Here is a 23,537-nt window from a genome sequence, read left to right as displayed (position 1 = left end):
CTCCCTCTCACCGCTGTCGCCCGCCGGCAGCTACACGCACCTCCCCGCCGTTCCCTCCCGATGGTTTCTGAAGGCTGGAGATGTCATGCAATTGTCACGCCGTGGCGTTCTGATCCTGGGCGCAGCCGGCGCGGCCCTCGCCGGAGGCCTTCCCACGGGCTCGGCCCGGGCCGCCGAGGCCGAGACGGCCGACGGAACGGACGCTTCCACGCGCACCGAGCGCCTGTATCTGTCCGGCGAGGACGCCGACAACCCGGTCGACTGGGACTTCCTGTGCACCAGCGGGCGGCGCAGCGGCAGTTGGGGCACCATCCCGGTTCCGTCCAACTGGGAGTTCCACGGATACGGCACGTACAACTACGGGTGGAATCTGCGCCCGGAGGAGAAGGGCCGCTACCGGCACACCTTCACGCCGCCCGCCCACTGGCGTGACAGACGCGTCTTCCTCGTCTTCGAGGGGTCGATGACCGAGACCGAGGCGTGGATCAACGGCGAGTCGGCCGGGCCCGTCCACCGCGGCGGCTTCTACCGGTTCCGGCACGAGGTCACCGGAAAGCTGCGTCCGGGCCAGGACAACCTCCTGGAGGTGACGGTCAGCAAGGAGTCCACCGACGACTCCGTCAACCGGGCCGAACGCCTGGGCGACTACTGGAATTTCGGCGGCATCTACCGCCCCGTCCACCTCGAGGCGTTCCCGCTCCAGCACATCGAACGCATCGCCGTCGACGCCCGCGCCGACGGCACGCTGCGGATCGACGCCCATCTGTCGGGTACCGGTTCCGCCGACCGTCTCGTCGCCCGGGTCACCGACCTCTCCGGGCGCCCGGTCGGCGCCCCGTTCACCGCGGCCGTCGCTCCCGGCGACACGGCGGTGACCCTCAGGACCGCTGTCGACTCACCCCGGCAGTGGACGGCGGAGACCCCGCACCTCTACCGCGTCGAGGTCGCGCTCCGCGCCGGCGAGGGCCGCACCGTCCACCGCGTCGACGAGAGATTCGGCTTCCGCACCGTCGAGGTGCGCCCCGGCGACGGCGTGTACGTCAACGGCGTCAAGGTCATCCTCAAGGGAGCCAACCGGCACACCATCTGGCCCACGTCCGGCCGCGCGACCAGCGCGCGCATCAGCCGCAAGGACATCCTCCTGATGCAGGAGATGAACATGAACGCGGTCCGGATGTCCCACTACCCGCCGGACACGCACTTCCTCGACCTCGCCGACGAACTCGGGATGTACGTGCTCGACGAACTGGCCGGCTGGCAGAAGTCCTACGACGAAGCGGCGGGCAGACCCCTCGTCGCCTCGATGGTCACCCGTGACGTCAACCACCCGTCGATCCTGTTCTGGTGCAACGGCAACGAAGGCGGCTGGAACACCGCCCTCGACGCGGACTACGCCCGCCACGACCCCCAGCAGCGCACCGTTCTCCACCCCTGGGCGAACTTCGGCGGCATCAACACCGACCACTACGAGAACTACGACAGCACGCGCCGCATCCTCCAGGAACGGGGCGACGTCTTCATGCCCACCGAGTTCCTCCACGGCCTCTACGACGGCGGTGCCGGCGCGGGGCTCGACGACTACTGGAAGCTGATGGGCCGTGAACGGCTGTCCGCGGGAGGCTTCCTGTGGGCACTGGTCGACGAGGGCATCGTGCGGGACGACCTCGGCGGCGCCATCGATGTGGCGGGCAACGCCGCACCCGACGGCATCCTCGGCCCCTTCCGCGAGAAGGAGGCCAGCTTCTACACGATCAAGGACATCTGGTCTCCCGTACAACTCGCCGAGCCCGAGCGGTTCACCTCCGGCCTGCCGGACGACTTCGACGGGCGGATCGGCCTCACCAACCACTACGCCTTCACCAACACCCGTACCTGCCGGTTCGCTTGGCGGCTGCTGGACTTCCCCACCCCGTCGCAGCGGCGGGACGGCCACACGGTGCGCGCCCAGGGCACCGCCTCCGCGCCGGACATCGAGCCCGGCGCGCAAGGAGTGCTGCGCCTGCCCCTGCCGTACGGCTGGCGACGCGCCGACGCCCTGGCGCTCACCGTCACCGATGCCGACGGCCGCGAGATCCGCAGTTGGACATGGACCATCGCGTCGGCCGCCGACCAGGCCCGACGGCTGGTACGGACGGGCCCGGGGCCGGCCGTACGCGGCCGGCTCGCGGACGACAGGCTCACCCTCGCGTCCCGCCACACCACGGTCACGCTCGACGCCACGACGGGCATGCTGGCCGGTGTCACCCACCGAGGGACGGACTTCGCGCTGTCCCGCGGCCCGCTGCCCACCACCGGAACGGCCGATCTCACCCGCCTGACGCACGGACCCGACGGCAACGGCTACACGGTGGAGGCCGAGTACTCCGGCGTGCTGCGGCACGTCCGGTGGCATCTGCACCCCAGCGGCTGGCTGCAGTTGGACTACCGCTACCACCTCACCGGCGAGCACGACCTCTACGGCGTCGGCTTCGACCATCCCGAATCGCAGGTGACCGGCGTGACATGGCTCGGCCACGGACCGCACAGGGTGTGGAAGAACCGGCTGCGCGGCGTCGCGACGGACGTCTGGACGAAGCAGTACAACGACACCGCGACCGGTGCCGACGGCTGGGTGTACCCGGAGTTCAAGGGCTACCACGCGGGCGTCCGCTGGGCGTCCCTGCACACCACCGCCGGACGCATCACCATGGTCTCCGAGGACGAGAACCTCTACCTTCGCCTCTTCACCCCCCGGTTCGGCCCCGACCCCCGCCATACCGCGCCGCCCTTCCCGAAGGGAGACCTGTCGTTCCTCGACGCCATCCCGGCCATCGGCACCAAGTTCGACGCACCGTCCGCGCTCGGCCCCAGCGGCGGCCCCACCACGGCGACGGGCGACTACGTTCGAACCCTGTACTTCTCGTTCTCCCAGTAGCGCCTCCACCTGCTCCCACGACCGTGACGGCCAGTGCCGATATGCGCCTGGTCCGCCGAGGAGGAGCCCGGCGCCTGGCGAGTTGGTGGACGCCGACCAGGCAGAGTTCGACCAGGTTGTTGTAGGCCGCCCTGGGCCGCGAGGACGGTGGGCCCGAAGCGGAACGACACTCATGGCAAGCCGTCGGGGAGCAACTCGGATGGGCCTCGAGTCGCGAACGGCCTGAGACGTTCCGCTCAACGCCGCCTTGACTTGTGTGCCGTCGGCCGTGGAGGAGCCCGGAACATCGAGGCAGCGGCCGGAGGCGGGGTTGCGGTAACCGCCGTTGTAAGGCTGCCGGACCTGGTTGGCACCACTGTGGCAGGCCCAGAGCTGCACCTTGGTGCCGTTGGCCGTACCCCAGCCGGCGGCGTCGAGGCACTTGCCCAGGGAGCGCAGGGTGCCGTCGGTGTAGGCGGACCAGTACTGGTTGGCACCGTCGCCGCAGCTCCACGTCTGGACGGCGGTCCCGTCGGCGGTGCCGGCGCCGCTGACGTCCATGCACTTGCCGGCGATGCCGGACTGCACGCGGGCGGGCGCGGGAGCGGGGTTCTTCAGCCACCCGGCCCCGTCCGCGGACCGGACACCACGGTGGAAGGCGTCGGCCATCTTCTGGTACCCCGCGTCGTTGGGATGCAGGGCGTCGGCCAGGTCGGCCGGGGTCAGACTGCTCATGTCGACGAACGCGACGCGTTTGCCCGCGGCCTGCGCGTCGCTGACGATTTGCCGGGTGGCCTGGTTGTACGTGCCCCGGAACCGCTCCTCCGAGCTGCTGGTGGACACGACCAGGGAGGCGACGAGGACGGTGGCGTCGGGGACGTCGGCGGTGATCTGGACTGAACCGGCTGGCCGAGCAGGACCGAGCCGGGGCCGATGCCGCCACAGCCGTCGCCCCGACTCCCGCCCAGGTAGCAGGGCGGGCGGTCCTGCTGACCCCGCACTGCGGCGAGAATCCGACGAGGCCGCCCTGCCGGACGACTACCGCATGATCCGGTCGAGGCTGCGGGCCGCCGATGGCCCGGTCCAGCCAGGGCGGTGGGCGAGGAGTTGGGCCTTGAGTTTGCGGTGCGCGGGAAGCTGGAGCCGCTGCGGCGAAGATGACCAAGCTTGCCGACCGTGGCTGGCTGCACAAACGCCCCGACGGGAAGTTCACCGCACGCCGGTGACCGTACCGACGGAGGAGTCTGGCAGACCGTAACCAGCGGGCCCTCGAAGGCAGTTGAATTTGGTGTGAAGAAAAACAACGGGTCCGCTGAGGGCCCTGACAGCCTTGTCTACACCGCTCGCCTGCCGCTGTCGAGCGCCGCCTTGAACTACCTCGCCGCCCTGATGCGCGGCCGTCTGCAGAGGATCGGCTCACCGTGGCGGGCTCTGCCGCCGGGCAAGATCGCGGGGGTCGTGCTGGCGGTGCTGCGCTGTGACCAGCGGCCCAGCGATCTGGCCGGCGGAAACGGCATCCACCGCACCACCGTGACCCGATGGGTCAGGGAGGTCGTGGGCCTGCTGGCCGCCCGCGCCCCGCGCCTGGACCGCGCGCTGAAGAAGATCACCCGATCCGGTGGCGCAGTCGTACTGCTGACGGCTCGGTGATCCGCACCCGGCGGCGCACCGGGGGCGAGAACCGGAAGAACCACTCCGGGAAGCACACATGCCATGGCCTGCTCGTGATCGCGCTCACCGACGACCGGGGCCGCCTGCTGTGGGTCTCGGCGGCCCGGCCCGGACGCACCTCGGAGATCACCGCCTGCCGTCACGACAAGCTCACGCAGAAGCTACGGCCGGCCGGGCTCGGCGCGATCGCCGACCTGGGCTTCGTCGGCCTCGATGACAGCGGCCCGGACGCCGACCGGCGGTGATCACCGGCTACAAGGCCGCCCGCAACAGCCCCCCGACCCGCGGCCAGAAACTCTCCAACAAGGCACTGGCCGCGGTCCGGGCACCGGTCGAGCACGGCTTCGCCCACCTGAAGAACTGGCGCATCCTCGGCACCCTCACCCCGGGCCCGCCGAGCGTCCCCTCCCCTGACCTCAACCGCCCCTACCGTCGCGACCAGCCCGCGGGCAGCGTGACCTTCGCTGCCGCAAGGCCGATACTGCCGTCAACAGGAGCTGCAGTCGTCCCACAACCGATCACCGACAGGACCTGACGGGCTCCGTCACCGAAGTCAGCATCAGTACCGTCAAGACCCGCGCCGGACCGTCACCAACCGCCAAGATCAAAAACCGATCTTATGTGCTCTGACCTCGGAAAACGCAGGTCCAGGGCCTGCCTGCCAATCTCATCAGGAGGTACCCATGAGGATGCTCATCAACGTCCCGGAAACCGTCGTGGCCGACGCCCTGCGGGGCATGGCCGCCGCCTATCCCGAGCTGACCGTCGATGTGGAGAACCGGGTGATCGTACGGCGGGACGCGCCGGTCGCCGGGAAGGTGGCGCTGGTCTCGGGCGGGGGCTCGGGGCATGAACCGCTGCACGGGGGGTTCGTGGGGCCCGGGATGCTGTCGGCGGCCTGCCCCGGGGAGGTGTTCACCTCGCCGGTGCCCGACCAGATGGCGCGGGCCGCGGCGGCCGTGGACAGCGGCGCGGGGGTGCTGTTCATCGTGAAGAACTACACCGGTGACGTGCTGAACTTCGACATGGCCGCGGAACTCGCCGAGGACGAGGGCATCCAGGTCGCCAAGGTGCTGGTCAACGATGACGTGGCGGTGACCGACAGCCTCTACACCGCCGGCCGGCGCGGCACGGGCGCCACGCTGTTCGTGGAGAAGATCGCGGGTGCCGCCGCGGAGGAGGGCCAGTCGCTGGAGCGGGTGGAGGCGATCGCCCGGCAGGTCAACGAGAACTCCCGCAGCTTCGGTGTGGCGCTCAGCGCCTGCACCACGCCCGCCAAGGGCACCCCCACCTTCGACCTGCCTCCGGGCGAGCTGGAGTTGGGGATCGGCATCCACGGCGAGCCGGGCCGGGAGCGGCGGGCGATGATGACCTCCGGCGAGATCGCCGACGTCGCCGTGCACGCGGTCGTGGAGGATCTGCAGCCGCGCAATCCCGTCCTCGTCCTGGTCAACGGCATGGGTGCGACGCCACTGCTGGAGCTGTACGGGTTCAACGCGGAGGTCCAGCGGGTGCTGGCCGAGCGCGGTGTCGCCGTGGCCCGCACGCTCGTCGGCAACTATGTGACCTCGCTCGACATGGCGGGCGCCTCCGTCACCCTCTGCCAGATCGACGAGGAGCTGCTGCGGCTGTGGGACGCGCCGGTGCGCACGCCGGGCCTGCGCTGGGGTATGTGACCCGGCGGCCGACGGATCGACTCACCTACCACGCAAGGAGATTCCGTGCTCGACGCCGATTTCTTCCGCCGTTGGATGACGGCGACCGCCGCGTCCGTGGACCGCGAGGCGGAACGGCTCACGGCCCTCGACTCGCCCATCGGGGACGCCGACCACGGCAGCAATCTGCAGCGCGGGTTCACCGCGGTGACAGCCGCCGTGGAGAAGGAGGTCCCCGGGACGCCGGGGGCCGTGCTGATGCTGGCCGGACGGCAGCTCATCTCCACGGTCGGCGGTGCCTCCGGGCCGCTGTACGGCACCCTGCTGCGGCGTACCGGCAAGGCGCTCGGGGACGCCGCCGAGGTGAGCGAGGAGGAGCTGGCCGGAGCGCTGCGGGCGGGCGTCGACGCGGTCATGGCGCTGGGCGGTGCCGCGCCGGGCGACAAGACCATGATCGACGCCCTGGTGCCGGCGGTGGACGCGCTGGGCGACGGCTTCGGCGCGGCGCGGGCCGCCGCCGAGCAGGGCGCGCTCGCGACCACGCCGATGCAGGCCCGCAAGGGGCGGGCGAGCTACCTCGGCGAGCGGAGCATCGGCCACCAGGACCCGGGCGCCACCTCGGCGGCGCTGCTCGTCGCGGGACTCGCGGAGGCCGCAGGTGAGTGACAAGCTCGTAGGGATCGTGCTGGTGTCACACAGCGCGCAGGTCGCCGCCTCCGTCGCCGACCTCGCGCGCGGGCTGGCCGGCGGCGGGGCGGCGGTGCCCGTGGCGCCGGCGGGCGGCACCGAGGCCGGTGAGCTGGGCACCAGCGCGGAGCTGATCGCGGCGGCCGCCGCCTCCGTGGACCGCGGTGCCGGTGTCGCCGTACTCACCGACCTGGGCAGCGCCGTCCTGACGGTGAAGGCGCTGCTCGCCGAGGGCGACGAACTGCCCGACCAGACCCGCCTGGTCGACGCCCCGTTCCTGGAGGGCGCCGTCGCCGCGGTCGTCACCGCCGCCACCGGTGCCGACCTGGACGCGGTGGCCGCCGCGGCGGCGGAGGCGTACGACTACCGCAAGGTGTGAGGCACAAGGAGTGAGGCATACGGTACGGCGGCGGACCCGCGGGGCCCGCGGGTCCGCCGTCCCCCCTCCCCTCCCTCACCTCAGCCCCTCCCCCACCACCCCCAGCGCCGCACGCATCGTCGCCGCGAGTTCCGCCTCGGCCGTCGCGGCGTCGGCGTGCGCGTCCGCCGTCCGCCAGGCGTAGTGCTCGACCGCCGACCGCAGGGCCGCGTTGAGCATCGCGGCCTGGATGGCGGGCCGCAGGTCGTCGGGCGGCAGGCCGTCGCGTTCGGCGAGGGCGCGGGCGAACGCCGGTTCGGCCTCGTCGTAGGTCTGGAGCCAGATGGCGCGCAGCCCCGGCTCCGTGCGGGTGAGCCGTACCAGCGCGCCCAGGGTGGTGCGCTCGGGTCCGGCGGTCCATCGCGCGCCGGGAGGCGTGAACGCCCGGTCGAAGGCGGCGACGAGGTCCTGCCCGGGTCGCCACTCCCGCAGGCACCCGGCGATCACCTCGATTCCAGCCGTGAACAGCGGCCGCACGCAGCTCTCCTTGCTCGGGAAGTACCGCCACACCGTGCGGGCCGAGACGCCGACGGCCTGGCCGATCTGCTCGCCCGTGGTCGCGGCGACGCCCTGACGGACGAACAGGTCCACCGCGGCGCGGGCGATCTCCAGTCGGATCTCGGCCTTGCGTTCCTCGGTCAGGGGCGGTCGGCCCGTGCGTCCGCGGCCTGCGGTCATCTCGTCCTCCGGCGCCGGTGATCATCGGTCTCCCGGAATTCTCCCCGACCGGTTCCCGGACGGGCCTGGGACTTTATGTCACTCACAGACATTAAGTCATACAGTCGCACCGCACCCGGGCCCACTCGCCCGCCTCTCGAACGATCAGGAGCACTCCATGCCCACAGGACTCGACGGCCGCAGCGTCATCGTCACCGGAGCGGGATCCGGCATCGGGCGGGCCGCCGCGCTCGCCTTCGCCGCCGAGGGCGCCCGGGTCGTGGTGGCCGACCTCAACGCCGAGGGGGCGGCGGCGGTCGTGCAGGAGATCGAACGGACGGGCGGTACGGCCGTCGCAGTGACCGGAGATCTGAGCGAGCAGGAGGTCGTGGACCGGGTCGCCGCCACCGCCGTGGAGCGGTTCGGCGGGGTGGACGTGCTGGTGAACAACGCGGGGGTCATGGACCGCATGTCGGCGCTCGCGGACGTCACCGACGCGGAGTGGGAGCGGGTCATACGGGTCAACCTGACCGCGCCCTTCCTGCTCACCCGGGCGGTCCGCCGCACATGCTGGCCGCCGGCCGGGGCGCGATCGTCAACGCCGCCTCGGAGGCGGGACTGCGCGGCAGCGCGGCGGGCGCCGCGTACACCGCCTCCAAGCACGGCGTCGTCGGCCTGACGAAGAACCTCGCGGTGATGTACCGCAAGCAGGGCATCCGCGCCAACGCCATAGCCCCGGGCGGCACGCGGACCGGCATCGCCGTGGACGTCGAGCAGGGCGCGCACGGTCCGGCGGCGCTCGGGCCGCACTTCGTCAACACCGGGCGGCTGGCGGAGCCCGAGGAGCAGACGGCCGCCATCGTGTTCCTCGCCTCCGACGCGGCGAGCAACATCAACGGCGTGGTGCTGCCGGTCGACGACGGCTGGTCGGCCGTCTGACGCCTGCTGCAGGACCGTATGGCGAAAGGGGGGTGCTCAGCCGCCGTTCACCCACTGGCGCGCCAGCCGCTCCCCCACCGCCACGGCGGCGGCATGGCTCTCGATGGGGGACGCCTGGGAGTCCTTGAAGACGATGTAGGTGACGCCGGAGTCCGTTCCGCCGCCGCGCGGATCGGGGTCGATGCCGAGCCGCTCGGCCATGGCGTACGACGCCTCGCCGATGATGTGGCCCGGTCCGGCGTCGCCCACGACCGCGTACCGCACCCGGTCGCGGTAGACCACGGCCGCGACCGAGCCGCCGCGCACCCCGTCGGCGCGGTGGTTCCAGATGCGGCTCGCGCCCGGGACGACGATGAAGGGCAGCCGCTCGGCGCTCAGATAGCGACCGTCGGACTGGGTGTACGCCGTGCTCGCGGTGAAGTACGGGTCGGTCCCGCGGTTGCAGTGGCGGCCAGGGCGGCCGTCGCAGTCGATGTCCAGGTCGGCCTTCCAGAAGACGGCGTCGCGGGTGCCGCAGACCGGGATGTCCGCGGGTCTTCCGTCGTCGCTGCGGTAGTGCCCGCGGGAGACGGGGACACAGTCCCGCGCCTTGGCCAGTAGGTCGGCGGCGTGCACGGTGTCCTCGCGCCAGGCGGCCGGCACGAGGCGCGGGCGGGCCGGGTCGGCGACGGCGGGGCCGGTGGCGGTCGTGGTGGCGACGGTGGCGGTGGAGTCGGCGAGCATCGTCGGGGCGAGCAGGGCGGCGCCTGCCGCGGCCAGCGTGAGTGACGGGACACGCACGATAAGGGCCCCTCTCCGGACGGGTGACTGACGGGCACTCAGCCCGATCTGCGGCCGTGGCGCATCATGCTGCCACCCCGAGCGGGCCGGACGGTGGCGCCAGGCCGATGACCGGCGACAGCGGCAGACCCCGATGACCGGTGGGGGCCGGGCGCCTGAGTCCCTGTCGGCTCCGGCCGCCCGGCCGCCCGCACCGGCGCGGGACGAGCGACGACAGCGACCCGCGTCGCGAGCCTGAACTCGCCTTCCATCGTGGCGAGTTCGGCCGCGGAAGCCTCAGCATACGCAACTCTGGAGGCTCGTCACCAACAGCCGCCCTCTTGATGTGATCGCGTCAGCCACGCCATATTGGTCCGGACCATTCCGTCGTCCCGTCCCCGGGAGGCCGAGTCGTGCGACGCCTTCACCTGCCCGCGCTGATGGTCTGCGGCGCGCTGACGCTCGTGGTGTCCTGCGGCTGGAGCGGGGAGGGCGAGACCGGCCGGGCCCCCGGGGCGCCGACCGGCGTCACCGCGGCGGCCGGCAGCGCGACCAGCGTGCATGTGATGTGGAACGCCGTGACCACCGAAGCGGGCGTCCACGCCTACGAGGTGTACCGCGGCGCCGCCAAGGTCCACGAAGTGCCCGGATCCCGGCACATGGTGGACGTCACCCGGCTGCGGCCGTCGACCACCTACGTCTTCACCGTGCGCGCCCGGGACGCCGACGGACGGCTCGGCCCGCCCAGCCGGGAGGTCCGGGCCACCACCCCCGCCGCCGTCACGGCCGACCGCTCGGCGCCCTCGCGGCCGGGCGGGATGCGCGGGCGGACCACCGGCAGCCGGGCCGTCCAGCTCACCTGGAAGGCCGCGACGGACGACCGGGGTGTGGTGTCCTACGACATCCACCAGGGCGGTACGAAGATCCACAGTGTGGGCGGAACCCAGACCGGGACGGTCGTCACGGGGCTGCGACCGGGCACCCGCTACTCCTTCACCGTCCGGGCCCGGGACGCGGCGGACAACGTCTCCCCGGCGAGCGCCGCCGTCCGGCTCACCACCGCGCCGGGCGACGACTACGGCCGCGGCACCGCGCCGACCGCGTTCCGGGCCACGGCCCGCGCCGAGGGCGGCGCCCACTATCTCGACCTGTCCTGGACACCGCCCCGCGCCGACGGGGTGATCACGGAGTATCAGATCCACCTCGACGGCCGGGCCGCCACCTCGCTGGTCTGGGGCGGCACCGCGCCGCGCGAGAAGGCCACGTACAGCTTCTACCTGGGCCGCGAGGACGGCGTACGGCACCGGGTGCGGATCCGCGCCAAGCTGCCGGACGGCACCTGGGGCGGCTTCTCGGCGGAGCGGACGGTCACGACGGGCGACTGAGGTTCCGGTCCCCGTACCCCCCGGACGGGGTAACGCGTCACCTGCCCGGGGGCGGCCCGCATGCGCGACACGCCCGACGGACGTTGGCTGGCCCCGAGGCAGCACGGGCGTTCCCCGACCCCCGGCGGCGCAAGGGATGTACCGCCAACCGTGCCGCCGGAGGACACTTCCATGAGCAGATCTCAGCCACTTCTCCGCTGCGGGCTGGCCGTGGCAGCCGCCGCCGCGCTGCCGCTCGGCCTCGCCGCCCAACCGGCCGGCGCGGTCTCCGGCATCTCGGTGAGCACCAGCGGCTCCACGGTCTCCGTCACGACCAGCGCCTGCACCCAGGTCGGCGGCAGCTGGGGCAACGCCTCGCTGCTCAACAGCAGTCAGGCGAACTTCGCCCAGGGCCGTCAGGCGGCGCTGACCGGCACCGCCAGCCTCCAGTCCGCCGCCTGGTCCAGTGTGAGCCCGGGGACGTACACGGTCATCGTCGTGTGCTCCAACGGCAGCACCGCGGGCACCCAGTCCGTGATCGTCTCCTCGTCCGCCGCCACCCCGACGGCCTCCCCGTCACGCGGTGTGATGGGCGGCGTGGGCGGCGGCACCAAGGACTACGGCACGCTCACCATGGTGGCGGGCGGGGTGCTGGTCGGCACCGGTGCCATCGCGACGGGCTGGGTCCTGCGCCGCCGCTCCAAGCCGTACCGGCTCTGATCCGGGGCGGCTCGGCCGGCTCCGCGCCCTACCGGGTCCGGTCGGGGGGCAGTTCGGTGAACTCCGCCAGCGCGTGGGTGAGCCACTGCGTCCAGAACGTCTCCAGGTCGATGCCCGCCCGCAGCACCAGATGCCGCAGCCGGTCCTGGGCGCTGTCCCGGCCGGGCGGGAAGTCCCGCTTCTCGATCTCCCGGTACTCGGCCAGCTGCCGCCGGTGCAGCTCCAGATGGCGGCGCAGATCCTCCTCCAGGCCCTCCGTGCCGACCACCGCCCCGGCGCGCAGCCGCAGCAGCAGGGTGTCGCGGTGCGGCTTGGGGTCCTGGGACGCGGCGGTCCAGCGGGCCAGCTCGGCGCGGCCGGCGGGGAGCACCTCGTAGCTCTTCTTCTGCCCCCGGGCCGGCTGCTCGCTCGGCAGCGCCCGGATCAGGCCGTCGGCCTCCAGTTTTCCCAGCTCGCGATAGATCTGCTGGTGCGTGGCCGACCAGAAGTAGCCGATCGACTTGTCGAACCGGCGGGTCAGCTCCAGGCCCGAGGAGGGCTTTTCGAGCAGAGCGGTGAGGATCGCGTGCGGGAGTGACATGGGGGCCATCCTAGGGACGGCCCCCGGTCCGGCTCAGAGCGCCGCCGCCAGCTCGGTGCCCTGCTTGATGGCGCGCTTGGCGTCCAGTTCGGCGGCCACGTCGGCGCCGCCGATGAGGTGGGCCGGGCGGCCGGCGGCGACCAGCTCGTCGTAGAGGTCGCGGCGCGGCTCCTGGCCCGTGCACAGCACGATGGTGTCGACCTCCAGGACGGTGCTCTCCTCGCCGACGGTGATGTGCAGCCCGGCGTCGTCGATCCGGTCGTAGCGCACGCCCGGGACCATGGTGACGCCCCGGTGCTTCAGCTCGGTGCGGTGGATCCAGCCGGTGGTCTTGCCGAGGCCCGCGCCGACCTTGCTGGTCTTGCGCTGGAGCAGGTGGACGGTGCGCGGCGGGGCGGGCCGCTCGGGGGCGGCGAGGCCGCCGGGCGCCGTGTAGTCCATGTCCACGCCCCAGTGGCGGAAGTACGTCGCGGGGTCCTCGCTCGCCTTGTCGCCGCTGTCGGTGAGGAATTCGGCGACGTCGAAGCCGATGCCGCCGGCGCCGAGGACGGCGACGCGGTCGCCGACGGGGGCACCGTCGCGCAGCACGTCGAGGTAGCCGAGGACGCTCGGGTGGTCGACGCCGGGGATGTCGGGGGTGCGCGGGGTGACGCCGGTGGCGACCACGACGTCGTCGTAGTCGGCGAGGTCCGCGGCGTCCACCCAGGTGTTCAGCCGTACGTCCACGCCGTGGGCGTCGAGCTGGTGGCGGAAGTAGCGCAGGGTCTCGTCGAACTCCTGCTTGCCGGGGACCTGCCGGGCCACGTTGAGCTGGCCGCCTATCTCGGCGGCGGCGTCGAACAGGGTGACCTCGTGGCCGCGTTCGGCGGCGGAGACCGCGCAGGCCAGGCCGGCCGGTCCGGCGCCGACGACGGCGATCCGCTTGCGCCGCCGGGTCGGGGAGAGCACCAGTTCGGTCTCGTGGCAGGCCCGCGGGTTGACCAGGCAGGAGGTTAGCTTGCCGCTGAAGGTGTGGTCGAGGCAGGCCTGGTTGCAGCCGATGCAGGTGTTGATGGCCTCGGGGGTCCCGGCGGCGGCCTTGTTCACGAACTCGGGGTCCGCGAGCATCGGGCGGGCCATGGAGACCATGTCGGCCGTGCCGTCGGCGAGCAGCTGCTCGGCGAGCTCCGGGGTGTTGATGCGGTTGGTGGTGACGAGCGGGACGGACACCTCGCCCATCAGCCGCTTGGTGACCCAGGTGTAGGCGCCGCGCGGCACGGAGGTGGCGATGGTGGGGATGCGGGCCTCGTGCCAGCCGATGCCGGTGTTGATGATCGTCGCCCCGGCGGCCTCGACGGCCTTCGCGAGGGTGATCACCTCGTCCAGGGTGGAGCCGCCGGGCACCAGGTCGAGCATGGACAGCCGGTAGACGACGATGAAGTCCTCGCCGACCGCCTCGCGCACCCGCCGGACGATCTCGACGGGGAAGCGCATGCGGTTCTCGTAGGAGCCGCCCCAGCGGTCGGTGCGGTGGTTGGTCGGCGCGGCGATGAACTCGTTGATGAGGTAGCCCTCGGAGCCCATGATCTCGACGCCGTCGTAGCCGGCCTGCCGCGCGAGGCGGGCGGTGCGGGCGTAGTCGTCGATGGTCCGCTCGACCTCGTCGTCGGTGAGCTCGCGCGGCGGGAAGGGGCTGATCGGCGCCTGGAGCGGGCTGGGCGCGACCAGGTCGCGGTGGTAGGCGTAGCGACCGAAGTGCAGGATCTGGAGCGCGATCCGGCCGCCCTCGCGGTGCACGGCCTCGGTGATGACCCGGTGCTGCTCGGCCTCCGCCTCGGTGGTGAGCTTGGCGCCGCCCTCGTACGGCCGGCCCTCGTCGTTGGGGGCGATGCCGCCGGTGACGATCAGGCCCACTCCGCCGCGAGCCCGCTCGGCGTAGAAGGCCGCCATCCGCTCGAAGCCGCCCTCGGCCTCCTCCAGGCCGACGTGCATCGAGCCCATCAGGACGCGGTTGGGCAGGGTGGTGAAGCCCAGGTCGAGCGGGCTCAGCAGGTGCGGGTAACGGCTCATCGACGCCTCCGTGCGCGGTTTCATCCCCTGTAGTTGTAGAGGACCGCGCACGGTTTATGCAACTAGTTGCACAATGCTGCACCGCATGACGTGACCGGTCGCACAGTCGGGCTCAGCCGGGCCCACCCGGGCCCAGGCGCAAGAGGTGAACGGGCGAGCACCGGTCCGGCCCGGTGCCCGCCCGTTCACTCCCGCGGATCAGCGCATCAGCGGATCAGCGAGGCAGTGGATCAGCGAGGCAGTGGATCAGCGGCTTTCCAGAATCAGGTGCATCTCCCGCTCCTGGTCGCCGGAGGCCGCGCTGAGGTCGTGGACCGAGAACAGCGAGTCGAGGGTCGAACGGAACCGGTCGATCGCCCAGTAGCCGCCCTGGACGTCGGCCGTGACGGGGGCCGAGAGCCGGGCGGGACGGGCTCCCTCGTGGGGTTCGGCGACGTCGAAGGTGCCGAGCCAGACCATCGGACGCGTCTCGTGCCACTGCTCCGGTACGTCGTCGGCGCACCGGTCGGACGCGAAGCACGCGCACAGGGTGTCGAAGACGATCCGGGCGTCCTCCTTGCTGCACCCGCTGATCTCCACCGAGACGGACTCCGGATGCGACGGTTCGCCCTTCATGGTGACCGCTCCTCTCGTGGCAGTGCCGGGATGCGCGGGTGCCCCGCGCGACCGCCCGCACTCCCTCAGGAAAGCACCAGCTCCAGCAGAGCACCACCGGCGGCGGTCCCCCGGCGGGACCCGCCTCGGGTGGGCCGTACCACCCGTCGTGCACCGCTCTCGGGTGATTCGCCCGACCAGCCGGGCCGTCTCGGGGGATGGTGGAGAAGGGCGGGGTGGCGTAAGAGAGATGGTTGAGCGCAGGACGACAAGGGGAGTCGGCACGGGGGACGGGCGTGCCGAACGCGAAGGCGGTGCGTGCGATGGGTGCGACGGGGCCTCCCGTGGACGGCGGAGCCATGCCGCAACGCGGTGCGGGACGGCCCAGTGGGCTGCTGGACGTGCTGGGCGTGGCCTCGGTGGTGCTCGACGCCGAGGGGCGCATCGTGCTGTGGAGCCCGCAGGCGGAGGAGCTGTTCGGCTATCGGGCGGACGAGGCGCTGGGCCGGTACGCGGCCCGGCTGATGGTGCACGAGCAGCACCTCGAACTGGTCGTCAAGCTGTTCGCCGACGTGCTGGCCACGGGGCAGGGCTGGGCGGGGGCGTTCCCGGTCCGGCACAAGGACGGCAGCACCCGGCTGGTGGAGTTCCGCAACATGCGGCTGCTGGACGACCGCGGCGACGTCTACGCCCTCGGGCTCGCCGCCGACCAGTCGACCGTGCGCCGGCTGGAGCGGGACGTCGCGCTGTCGTCCCGGATGGTGGCGCAGTCGCCGCTCGGGCTGGCCGTGCTGGACACCGGACTGCGGTACGTCTCCGTCAACCCTGCGCTGGAGCGGATCGACGGCGTCGCGGCCGGGCAGCACCTGGGCCGGACGGTGCACGAGGTGCTGCCGATGATGGACGCCGACGCCCTGGAGGAAGCGGCGCGCCGGGTCCTGGAGACCGGGCAGTCGGTCGTGGACCGGCCCTCGGTCGGGCGGACCCCGGCCGATCCGGACGAGGACCACGCCTGGTCGGTCTCGCTGTACCGGCTGGAGGACGCGCTCGGCACGGTCCTGGGCGTGGCGCTGTCGGTGGTGGACGTCACCGAGCAGCATCGTGCGGGCGCGGAGGCGGAGACGGCCCGGCGCCGGCTGGCCCTGATCGCCGACGCCTCGACGCGGATCGGCACCACCCTGGACCTGGAGCTGACCGCCCGCGAACTGGCCGATGTCGCCGTGCCGGAGCTGGCCGACGTGGCGGCCGTGGATCTGCTGGCGGCGGTGGTGGAGGGCCGGCGCAGCACCCTCGGCCCGGCTCAGCCGGCGGTGATCCGGGCCCTGGCGGTCCGTGCGGAGCGCTCCCCGGAGGCGCTCAGGGCCGCCGATCCGCCGGGGCAGGTGGCCCGCTACGGGCCCGACCGGCTCGTCACCGAGTGTGTGCGCACCGGGCGTCCGGTGCTGGTGCCGCAGGTCAAGGACGAGGATCTGCCCCGGATCGCGCGTTCCCCGGAGGCGGCCGAGCTGCTCGGCCGGGCGGGCGTCCACTCGTATCTGGCCGTGCCGCTGATCGCCCGCGGTGAGGTGCTGGGCGCCCTGGATCTGAAGCGGACCGGCAATCCGCTGCCGTTCGGGGAGGACGATCTGCTGCTGGCCCGGGAGCTGGCGGCCCGGGCGGCGGTGCAGATCGACAACGCCCGCTGGTACCAGAACGCCCGCGACACCGCCCTCACCCTCCAGCGCAGCCTGCTGCCCAGCCATCCGCCGGTCACCGGCGGCCTGGAGGTGGCCTCCCGCTATCAGCCGGCCGGGGCCACCGTCGAGGTCGGCGGCGACTGGTTCGACGTGATCCCGCTGGAGGACGGCAAGACGGCGCTGGTCGTCGGCGATGTGATGGGCAGCGGTATAAACGCCGCCGCGACGATGGGCCGGCTGCGCACCGCGACCAACACGCTGGCCGCCCTCGATCTCGATCCGGCCCGGCTGCTGGAGCACCTGGACCGGATCACGGAGGGCCTGGACCACTCCATCGCCACGTGTCTGTACGCCGTCCACGATCCGCGGCTGCGGCAGTGCCGGATCGCCAACGCCGGGCATCTGCCGCCCGTCCGGGTGCGCGCCGGGCACGGGCCGGAACTGCTCGACCTGCCCACGGGGGCGCCGCTGGGCGTCGGCGGGGTCGCCTTCTCGACCACGGTGTTCGACCTGGACCCGGGCGACCAGCTGGTCCTCTACACCGACGGCCTGGTCGAGACCCGCCGGCACTCCCTCGACGAGCGGCTCGACACCCTGCTGACCCTGCTCGACGGTCCGGCCCGCCCGCTGGACGAGGTCTGCGACCTGCTGCTGCGCACCCTGCACCACCCCGACAACCACGACGACGTGGCCGTCCTCATCGCACGGGCCCGCACCGGGACGTGAGCGGGGCTCAGCCGTCGCTCGGGGACTGTCCGTGCAGCTCGTCGACGGGCACCGGCCGGCCGGTGAAGGCGTCCAGCAGCACCCGGTCGCCGAGCGGCCGGCCGAGCTTCACCGTGACCTCTTCGATGAGCATCTGGTCGGTGCAGGAGCCGTCGTCGGAGCCGGTGACCGAGGCGGACAGCACCACGCTGCCGTCCGTCTCCAGCACATGGACGGCGGGCCCGTCGTCACAGGCGCCGTGCCCGGCGGAGACGGTGACGGACCGTCCGTCCGCGGCGACTCCGGCGAGGCCCAGCAGCGGTCCCAGCGCGTCGGTCGGCGTGTCCCGGGCCGGGCCGATCGGCGGCTTCGGCGGCTCGGAGGGGCGGAGCGCGACCCGCTTCAGCGGGGTGTCGTAGCCCTCCAGGGTGAACAGCCAGGCCGGTACGGTGGCCGGGCCGCGGCTGGTGGCGAGGGTCATCTCGCCGAGCCGCACACCGGTCACGGTGAGCGGCGCCGGCGCGTCGTTGCGGTCCAGGGCCGCGTACGCCTCCCGGGCGTCCGTCAGCGGGAGGGTGAGCGAGCCGCCGCTCTCCCACCGCACCGTTCCCTCCTTCCGCGGCGTGTCGGGGAGTTCGCCGCGCAGTGCGAAGTTCTGGATGGCGTACGCCCTCTTGTCGGCCTCGTCGCGGAAGGCGCCCTCGGGCAGCCGGACCGCCTCGTCCAGCGGGTAGTAGCCCGCGCGCCAGACCTCGGCGGCGCGCGAGCCGTCCCAGGCCTCGGCGACCAGCCGGGCGCGCACGGCGGCCCCCGGCGGCTGGCCCTCGGCGCGCACCCGGGCGTCGGCGGGCTCCTCGTTCCCGCAGCTCACCGTGGCGGCTCCGGCCGCGAGCACGACGAGGACCGCGAGGACGCGTGCCGTGTGTGGACGGTTCGTACGCATGGACTCCCCCAGGGACGGACGGTTCGTACCGCTCCTGTGACGCACGAGCCACACCCGGCGTTCACGGGAAGGTGCACCGAAAATCGTTGGACCGGCGCGTCCGGCCCGCCCTAGAGTGGGGTCACTTCCATGTGACGTTCCCCGGATGTTTTTGACAGGGGGAACGGGAGCCAGTGGGGCAGTGAGAACGAGAGCCACTGCTTCGGCAACGAGATCGGGAGCCACCCTGTCTGACGGCGTGTGACATGCCGCTGATGGCGTAATAGGGGCTTTGGGCTGTTTGGCCGGTCACGCTGTGCGCGTTGATCAAGGTCGTGTCAGGAGCCCGTGGGTGTACAGGTCGCGTGAGGGATCTTTGAGCGGATCCGTCGTGACCGCCGGTTGGATCCGGCGGTCTCGGGGCGGGTGCTGGCTCAGCGGTACAAGGTGTCGCGGAACACAGTGGCGAAGGCGCTGGTGTGTCCGGTGCCGTCGGGGCGGAAGAAGCCGCCGCCGCGCAAGAGCGTGCTGGAGCCGGTAAAGGGCTTCATCGACGCGATGCTGCGCGAGGACCTGGAGACGTGGAAGAAGCAGAAGCACACTGTCGACCGGATTTTGGAGCGTCTGGCGGGCGAGCACGATTTCGAGCAGGCGTCGTACTCCACGGTCCGTGACTATGTGCGCAAGCGGCGCCCGCAGATCGTCTTGGAGGCGAAGGAAGGTCGTCGGCATCTGGAGGGGACAGTGCCGCAGGAGAAGCGGCCTGGCGAGGAGGCCGAGGTCGACTTCGCGGACGTGTGGCTGGACCTGGCCGGCCAACGCCGCAAGTGTGTGCTGTTCACGCTGCGGATGTCGTTCTCGGGCAAGGCCGTTCACCGCGTCTACGCCACCGCTTCTCAGGAGGCGTTCTTCGAGGGGCATGTGGAGGCGTTTCGGGCGCTGGGTGGGGTGCCCTAGGTCCATATCCGCTACGACAACCTCAAACCCGCGGTGAAGCAGGTGCTGTTCGGCCGTTCCCGCACGGAGACGACACGATGGGTGGCCTTCAGGTCCTGGTACGGATTCTCGGCCTTTTACTGCGGCCCTGGTGAGGAAGGGGCGCATGAGAAAGACGGGGTCGAACACGAAGGCGGCCGGTTTCGACGCAAGCACCTGGTCCCGGCCCCGGCCTTGGATGCTCTCGCGGATCTCAACGAGCGCCTGGCGGCGATCGATACGGCGGAGGACGCCCGGCACGTCCATGGCCGTCCCACTTCGATCGGCTTTGACTTCGAGCAGGAGCGGCCGCTGTTGGCGCCGCTGCCGGTGGACGAGTACGACACCGGGATCGATCTAATGCCGCTGGTCCACCGCAAACGGTCGGGTCACCGTTCGCCAGGGCTACTACTCGGTGCCCGCGAAATTCATCGGCATGAAGGTACGGGTGAAGCTGCGGGCTAACGAGGTATGGGTCTACGACGGCTGCCAAGTCATCGCCGACACCCAAGGCGCCGCGCCGATACACCTACCACGACATCCTGGATCACTATCTGGAGATCCTGCTGGTCAAGCCAGGCGCGTTCCCCGGGGCCGCCGCGCTCGCACAGTCCCGCGCCGAGGGCGGCTTCACCAAGGTGCACGAGGCATTCTGGGCGGCAGCCAAGAAGAGGTGCGGGGACAAAGAAGGCACCCGGATGCTGATCGAGGTGCTGTTGCTGCACCGGCAACTGCCCGCCGACGCGGTCGTCGCCGGGATGGCCACAGTCCTCAAAGTCGGCTCGGTGAGCACGGATCTGGTCGCGATCGAGGCCCGCAAGGCGATCGAGAGCAGCGGCATGGAAGAAGCCGAGCCCGCAGACCGCCACGGAGATGACACTGCCCTGGGCGCCGAGGCAGAGGACACCGCCGTCGAGGAAGCGCACGGTGATGCGGGAGCGAAGGTGATCTCGCTGCACACCCGGCGTCTGCCGCCCGATCCTCGTCCCGCGCTGCCGGACATGAGCAAGTGCGACCGGCTGCTGGCGCCGGTGACCGACACCACGAGGAAAAGAAAGGGCACCAGCGCATGAGCCCCACCGCCACCGCCAAGCCGGCTTCCGAGCAGGTTCCGCCCACCCGGATACCGCTGCCGGAGAGCGACCCGGAGGACGCTTTGATCGATGAGGCATGCCGGGACCTGCGGCTGCCCGCCTTCCGTGAGCGGTTCGTGGAGGTGGCGGCCACCGCTCGGCGTGAACAGTCCTCGTACAAGCAGTTCCTGCTCGACCTGCTGCAGGTCGAGCAGGCCGACCGGGATGTCCGCCGCCAGCAACGACTGGTCAGATCGGCGAAGTTCCCACGGCCCAAGCGGCTGGAGGACTTCGACTTCGACGGCAACCCCAATGTGCTGCCCGAAACGATCGGTGACCTCAAGAGCACGTCCTGGGTGCGGGAAGGCCGCCCACTCGTGCTGATCGGTGACTCCGGAACGGGCAAGTCGCACCCGTTGATCGGAGTGGGTACGGCGATCGCCGAGGCTGGCATGAGCGTCCGCTACACCACCACCTCTGCGCTGGTGAACGAGCTCGCCGAGGCGGACGCCGCCCGGCGCCTGTCCTCCGTGATCGCCCGCTACAGCAAAGTCGACCTTCTCTGCCTGGACGAATTCGGATATCTGAATCTGGACAAGAAGGGCGCCCGGCTGCCGTTCCAGATCTTCACCGAACGCGAGGAGTGCAAGGCCACCGCGGTGGCCACCAACTCCCCGTTCGCCGAATGGGACAATATCTTCGCCGACCCGAGGCTCTGCGCCGCCATCGCCGACCGGATCACCTTCCGCTGCACGCTAATTCAGACCGGAACCGAGTCCTACCGTTTCCAGGCCACCGAGTCCGCACGGCAGAACACCGCCCGGTGACGCGCATGTTCATACTCCGATCCGGTCCCGCGCACACGGCGGGAGATACCGCCACCGCCTCGCCTGCTCTATCTGCCACGGCCGCTGCGGCCAACTTCATTCAGGGGCGTCTGCGGCCGTCTGTGCGACGAGAGACGCTGAGCCGGTCAGAGTCCGGACCCCGTAGTGCTGCAGCACGGCTGGCGGGCCGCCAACCATGTTTTCGAACTGTTGTGTGATGATCGCCACGCCGGTAACCTCAGGGTTGACCTCCTCGCCTGTGAAGCGAACGTCCGGCAAGATCAGGCTCAAAGTGATTCTGGTGCCGTTGCGAGTTGAGGAGAGGAGCTCAGTCGAAATCAGTGACCCGATCCCGTCGGACGCTTCTGAGAGGTTCACGTCCTTACTCAGGATATGGCGCCCCGAAAGTAGATGTTCGTCTCCTTCGATGAGGAGATCGCCACCGTGATACTTGATCTCGATGCCGGGCCCGTGCAAGTCGTAGTTGACCTTTTTACTCATCGTTACTCCTCGATCCTGCTCATGTGAGTTCGCTGGCTTCGAAGTAAGCGGCCCCACCGGTTACGAGATTCATGGGCAGTCTGTGCTCACCACGCCTCCCGCGTGGCATGACAAGGCTGCCGTGGCCCGCGCTCGTGATCACGAAGCCTCTGGTCGGGACTGTCGTTGCGACCACGAAATTCGAGCAGCGTGACGTCGCCCGGATTAGTTGGGCATAGTGATCAGCTGAATGATGACGACTTCAACCCCCGTCGCAGGGCCCAGTGCTGGTGGGCCTTCGGACACCTCCAGCACAGCATGGATCCGGCCACCACGCCAATTGTCGCTGCTCCGCGGGAATCGGACTTGGCATGACCGCACTCGCCGGGCCAGCAACCGCTTCACCAAGTCACACCGCCGAGCTCGCCGCCGCTGGTTGGCCGCAGCACTACTCAAGGATGTCGATCCGCTCCGGCTGATCATCCTCGCCCAGCTGCCACCACTGCCCAGACGCGCCGACAGAACCGACCCCGATAGCTTGCGGCCCATCAGGGCAGGATCGGCTCGAGGCCACCAGCTCGCCGAAAGCCGACCTGGACCTGCCCGGCCGGTGGAGCGCATGCCCGCCACCGAAGCGAGCCGCGTCCTATGGGTACGGCCCGCACGGCGCACGCAGCCGAGAGCGCGGGCGCGCCGCCGTACCGAGCCACCTCTGCGGGTGCGCCCCGCGCGGCGAACGGAGCCGGCAGCGCGGGTCGGGCATCTGCGGCGCGGAGGAAGCGTTGGGGCATCCGCCGCGTCGGCACGCGGTCGAGCGTGACGTGTTCGGCGTCCCATGCCGAGGCGGCAGATGCGCGTGTCGGCCCCCGCGAGGCCTACGCGGTCCGGGAGACGCGTCCCAGGGCCTGTCGCCTGGATCATCCCGGCGTCGCGGGGACTGGCACGCGCACGCGCCGTGTGGTCGTCACTCGCCGGCGCCCTGATCCGCCGTACTCCTGACGGCGACCACGACCTGCGCGTACAGATCCTCGGAGGTCTCCAGACGGGTCGTCAGGCCGGACCGGGCGAACGCCTCGACGGCCGCCGGAGCCTGGCGTTCGCTGGTTTCGATCAGTACGCAGCCGCCGGGGGCCAGCCAGTCGGGGGCCCCGGCGGCGACCCGGCGGGCGATGTCGAGGCCGTCGGGGCCGCCGTCGAGGGCGGTCAGGGGCTCGTGGTCGCGGGCCTCGGCGGGGAGCAGGCCGACCTCGCCGCTGGGGACGTAGGGCACATTGGCCGCGAGGATGTCGACCCGGCCGCGCAGCGCGGCGGGCAGCGCCTCGAACAGGTCGCCCGTGTGCACCCGGCCGCCCGCGTCGGCGAGGTTCCGGCGGGCGCAGCGCACCGCGGCCGGGTCGATGTCGGCGGCGTGCAGTTCGACGGGGCCGAGGGCGTCGGCCAGGGCGGCGCCGACCGCGCCGGAGCCGCAGCACAGGTCGACGACGACGTGCGCGTCCGGCGCCTGGGCGAGGGCCTGTTCGACGAGGAACTCGGTACGGCGGCGGGGGACGAAGACGCCGGGTTCGACGGCGACGCGCAGGCCACGGAACTCGGCCCAGCCGAGGACGAGTTCCAGGGGGAGGCCGGCGACCCGGCGGTCCACCAGGGCGGCGAGTTCGTCCGGCGTGCGGGCGGCGGTGAGGAGGAGATCGGCCTCGTCCTCGGCGAACACACAGCCGGCGGCGCGCAGCCTGACGATGACGGACGTGCGGGAAGAGGGAAGAGAAGCGGGCATGAACCCTGAGCCTTTCGGGAGCCGAAGGGCGCCCTCGCGCCTCAGCCGGGCCGGCGATCCGCGCCGTGGTGAGGTGAGGGCACCCGAGCCGTCACAGCGGTAATGGGTCTCACCTCCCG

16 protein-coding genes and 4 pseudogenes are annotated in these 23,537 nt (G+C 71.6%); 11 read left to right on the top strand and 9 right to left on the bottom strand.

The features are described from left to right. The first annotated feature begins 85 nt into the window (after nucleotides 1-85). A complete protein-coding gene (locus tag ACZ42A_RS17965; protein WP_468528172.1) occupies nucleotides 86-2,914 on the top strand; it encodes a glycoside hydrolase family 2 TIM barrel-domain containing protein in 2,829 nt (942 codons plus the stop codon). A gap of 249 nt (nucleotides 2,915-3,163) precedes the next feature. Here ACZ42A_RS17965 and ACZ42A_RS17960 read toward each other — a convergent pair. Continuing rightward, nucleotides 3,164-3,787 (bottom strand): annotated as a pseudogene (locus tag ACZ42A_RS17960) (ricin-type beta-trefoil lectin domain protein); the annotation flags it as partial. 396 nt (nucleotides 3,788-4,183) lie between these two features. Here ACZ42A_RS17960 and ACZ42A_RS17955 point away from each other — a divergent pair. From ACZ42A_RS17955 to ACZ42A_RS17940, 4 genes and pseudogenes are all read left to right on the top strand, one after another. Continuing rightward, nucleotides 4,184-4,958: pseudogene (locus ACZ42A_RS17955) on the top strand (transposase family protein); the annotation flags it as partial. A gap of 289 nt (nucleotides 4,959-5,247) precedes the next feature. Further along, nucleotides 5,248-6,240 carry a dihydroxyacetone kinase subunit DhaK gene (gene dhaK / locus ACZ42A_RS17950; RefSeq protein WP_468528171.1) on the top strand — a complete coding sequence of 331 codons (993 nt, stop codon included), beginning with the start codon at nucleotides 5,248-5,250 and terminating at the stop codon, nucleotides 6,238-6,240. 45 nt (nucleotides 6,241-6,285) lie between these two features. After that, entirely contained in the window at nucleotides 6,286-6,885 is a 600-nt protein-coding gene (gene dhaL / locus ACZ42A_RS17945) for a dihydroxyacetone kinase subunit DhaL (protein WP_468528170.1), read from the top strand. Further along, complete coding sequence (locus ACZ42A_RS17940) at nucleotides 6,878-7,285, top strand: PTS-dependent dihydroxyacetone kinase phosphotransferase subunit DhaM (RefSeq protein ID WP_468528169.1); 408 nt, start codon at nucleotides 6,878-6,880, stop codon at nucleotides 7,283-7,285. The genes dhaL and ACZ42A_RS17940 overlap by 8 nt, the downstream gene beginning before the upstream one ends. Nucleotides 7,286-7,360: 75 nt before the next feature. On the opposite strand, the gene ACZ42A_RS17935 is transcribed toward ACZ42A_RS17940, so the two are convergent. Beyond that, nucleotides 7,361-8,002: a TetR/AcrR family transcriptional regulator gene (locus ACZ42A_RS17935; protein WP_468528168.1), complete on the bottom strand. Its 642-nt coding sequence runs from the start codon at nucleotides 8,000-8,002 to the stop codon at nucleotides 7,361-7,363. 157 nt (nucleotides 8,003-8,159) lie between these two features. Here ACZ42A_RS17935 and ACZ42A_RS17930 point away from each other — a divergent pair. Next, nucleotides 8,160-8,920, top strand: a pseudogene (locus ACZ42A_RS17930) (SDR family NAD(P)-dependent oxidoreductase). 36 nt (nucleotides 8,921-8,956) lie between these two features. Here ACZ42A_RS17930 and ACZ42A_RS17925 read toward each other — a convergent pair. Continuing rightward, nucleotides 8,957-9,700, bottom strand: a complete 744-nt coding sequence (locus tag ACZ42A_RS17925) for a glycoside hydrolase family 75 protein (RefSeq protein ID WP_468528167.1) — start codon at nucleotides 9,698-9,700, stop codon at nucleotides 8,957-8,959. Nucleotides 9,701-10,119: 419 nt separating this feature from the next. On the opposite strand from ACZ42A_RS17925, the gene ACZ42A_RS17920 reads away from it, so the two are divergent. Both ACZ42A_RS17920 and ACZ42A_RS17915 read left to right on the top strand, forming a co-directional pair. Continuing rightward, nucleotides 10,120-11,064 carry a fibronectin type III domain-containing protein gene (locus tag ACZ42A_RS17920; RefSeq protein WP_468528444.1) on the top strand — a complete coding sequence of 315 codons (945 nt, stop codon included), beginning with the start codon at nucleotides 10,120-10,122 and terminating at the stop codon, nucleotides 11,062-11,064. Between the two features lie 171 nt (nucleotides 11,065-11,235). Continuing rightward, entirely contained in the window at nucleotides 11,236-11,763 is a 528-nt protein-coding gene (locus tag ACZ42A_RS17915) for a hypothetical protein (protein ID WP_468528166.1), read from the top strand. Between the two features lie 28 nt (nucleotides 11,764-11,791). Here the strand turns inward: ACZ42A_RS17915 and ACZ42A_RS17910 are convergent, their stop codons facing one another. From ACZ42A_RS17910 to ACZ42A_RS17900, 3 genes are all read right to left on the bottom strand, one after another. Further along, nucleotides 11,792-12,343: a PadR family transcriptional regulator gene (locus tag ACZ42A_RS17910; RefSeq protein ID WP_468528165.1), complete on the bottom strand. Its 552-nt coding sequence runs from the start codon at nucleotides 12,341-12,343 to the stop codon at nucleotides 11,792-11,794. Nucleotides 12,344-12,376: 33 nt separating this feature from the next. Continuing rightward, on the bottom strand, nucleotides 12,377-14,392 hold the full coding sequence (locus tag ACZ42A_RS17905; RefSeq protein ID WP_468528164.1) for an oxidoreductase: 2,016 nt from the start codon (nucleotides 14,390-14,392) through the stop codon (nucleotides 12,377-12,379). A 246-nt stretch (nucleotides 14,393-14,638) separates the two neighbouring features. Further along, nucleotides 14,639-15,007, bottom strand: coding sequence for a hypothetical protein (locus ACZ42A_RS17900; protein WP_468528163.1), 369 nt, complete (start codon nucleotides 15,005-15,007; stop codon nucleotides 14,639-14,641). Nucleotides 15,008-15,345: 338 nt separating this feature from the next. On the opposite strand from ACZ42A_RS17900, the gene ACZ42A_RS17895 reads away from it, so the two are divergent. Further along, on the top strand, nucleotides 15,346-17,388 hold the full coding sequence (locus ACZ42A_RS17895) for a SpoIIE family protein phosphatase (protein WP_468528162.1): 2,043 nt from the start codon (nucleotides 15,346-15,348) through the stop codon (nucleotides 17,386-17,388). Nucleotides 17,389-17,395: 7 nt separating this feature from the next. On the opposite strand, the gene ACZ42A_RS17890 is transcribed toward ACZ42A_RS17895, so the two are convergent. Then, on the bottom strand, nucleotides 17,396-18,310 hold the full coding sequence (locus ACZ42A_RS17890) for a hypothetical protein (RefSeq protein ID WP_468528161.1): 915 nt from the start codon (nucleotides 18,308-18,310) through the stop codon (nucleotides 17,396-17,398). A 351-nt stretch (nucleotides 18,311-18,661) separates the two neighbouring features. On the opposite strand from ACZ42A_RS17890, the pseudogene istA reads away from it, so the two are divergent. Next, a pseudogene (istA, locus tag ACZ42A_RS17885) lies at nucleotides 18,662-20,337 on the top strand (IS21 family transposase). Then, entirely contained in the window at nucleotides 20,334-21,164 is an 831-nt protein-coding gene (istB, locus tag ACZ42A_RS17880; RefSeq protein ID WP_468528160.1) for an IS21-like element helper ATPase IstB, read from the top strand. Before istA ends, istB begins: the two are co-directional and overlap by 4 nt. Nucleotides 21,165-21,260: 96 nt before the next feature. Here the strand turns inward: istB and ACZ42A_RS17875 are convergent, their stop codons facing one another. Together ACZ42A_RS17875 and ACZ42A_RS17870 are read right to left on the bottom strand one after the other, a co-directional pair. Beyond that, nucleotides 21,261-21,665, bottom strand: coding sequence for a hypothetical protein (locus tag ACZ42A_RS17875; protein WP_468528159.1), 405 nt, complete (start codon nucleotides 21,663-21,665; stop codon nucleotides 21,261-21,263). A 943-nt stretch (nucleotides 21,666-22,608) separates the two neighbouring features. Continuing rightward, entirely contained in the window at nucleotides 22,609-23,418 is an 810-nt protein-coding gene (locus ACZ42A_RS17870; protein WP_468528158.1) for a putative protein N(5)-glutamine methyltransferase, read from the bottom strand. Nucleotides 23,419-23,537: the final 119 nt, after the last annotated feature.

The organism is Streptomyces sp. NPDC030838 (assembly GCF_055572035.1).
This window is presented reverse-complemented; position numbering and strand designations above follow the sequence as displayed.

What these genes read in the sequence shown, in the direction of transcription:
- ACZ42A_RS17965 (WP_468528172.1), top strand. Translation starts at nt 86, where the DNA reads ATGCAATTGTCACGCCGTGGCGTTCTGATCCTGGGCGCAGCCGGCGCG.
- dhaK (WP_468528171.1), top strand. Translation starts at nt 5,248, where the DNA reads ATGAGGATGCTCATCAACGTCCCGGAAACCGTCGTGGCCGACGCCCTG.
- ACZ42A_RS17935 (WP_468528168.1), bottom strand. Translation starts at nt 8,002, where the DNA reads ATGACCGCAGGCCGCGGACGCACGGGCCGACCGCCCCTGACCGAGGAA.
- ACZ42A_RS17920 (WP_468528444.1), top strand. Translation starts at nt 10,120, where the DNA reads ATGGTCTGCGGCGCGCTGACGCTCGTGGTGTCCTGCGGCTGGAGCGGG.
- ACZ42A_RS17915 (WP_468528166.1), top strand. Translation starts at nt 11,236, where the DNA reads ATGAGCAGATCTCAGCCACTTCTCCGCTGCGGGCTGGCCGTGGCAGCC.
- ACZ42A_RS17910 (WP_468528165.1), bottom strand. Translation starts at nt 12,343, where the DNA reads ATGTCACTCCCGCACGCGATCCTCACCGCTCTGCTCGAAAAGCCCTCC.
- ACZ42A_RS17905 (WP_468528164.1), bottom strand. Translation starts at nt 14,392, where the DNA reads ATGAGCCGTTACCCGCACCTGCTGAGCCCGCTCGACCTGGGCTTCACC.
- ACZ42A_RS17900 (WP_468528163.1), bottom strand. Translation starts at nt 15,007, where the DNA reads ATGAAGGGCGAACCGTCGCATCCGGAGTCCGTCTCGGTGGAGATCAGC.
- ACZ42A_RS17895 (WP_468528162.1), top strand. Translation starts at nt 15,346, where the DNA reads ATGCCGCAACGCGGTGCGGGACGGCCCAGTGGGCTGCTGGACGTGCTG.
- ACZ42A_RS17890 (WP_468528161.1), bottom strand. Translation starts at nt 18,310, where the DNA reads ATGCGTACGAACCGTCCACACACGGCACGCGTCCTCGCGGTCCTCGTC.
- istB (WP_468528160.1), top strand. Translation starts at nt 20,334, where the DNA reads ATGAGCCCCACCGCCACCGCCAAGCCGGCTTCCGAGCAGGTTCCGCCC.
- ACZ42A_RS17875 (WP_468528159.1), bottom strand. Translation starts at nt 21,665, where the DNA reads ATGAGTAAAAAGGTCAACTACGACTTGCACGGGCCCGGCATCGAGATC.
- ACZ42A_RS17870 (WP_468528158.1), bottom strand. Translation starts at nt 23,418, where the DNA reads ATGCCCGCTTCTCTTCCCTCTTCCCGCACGTCCGTCATCGTCAGGCTG.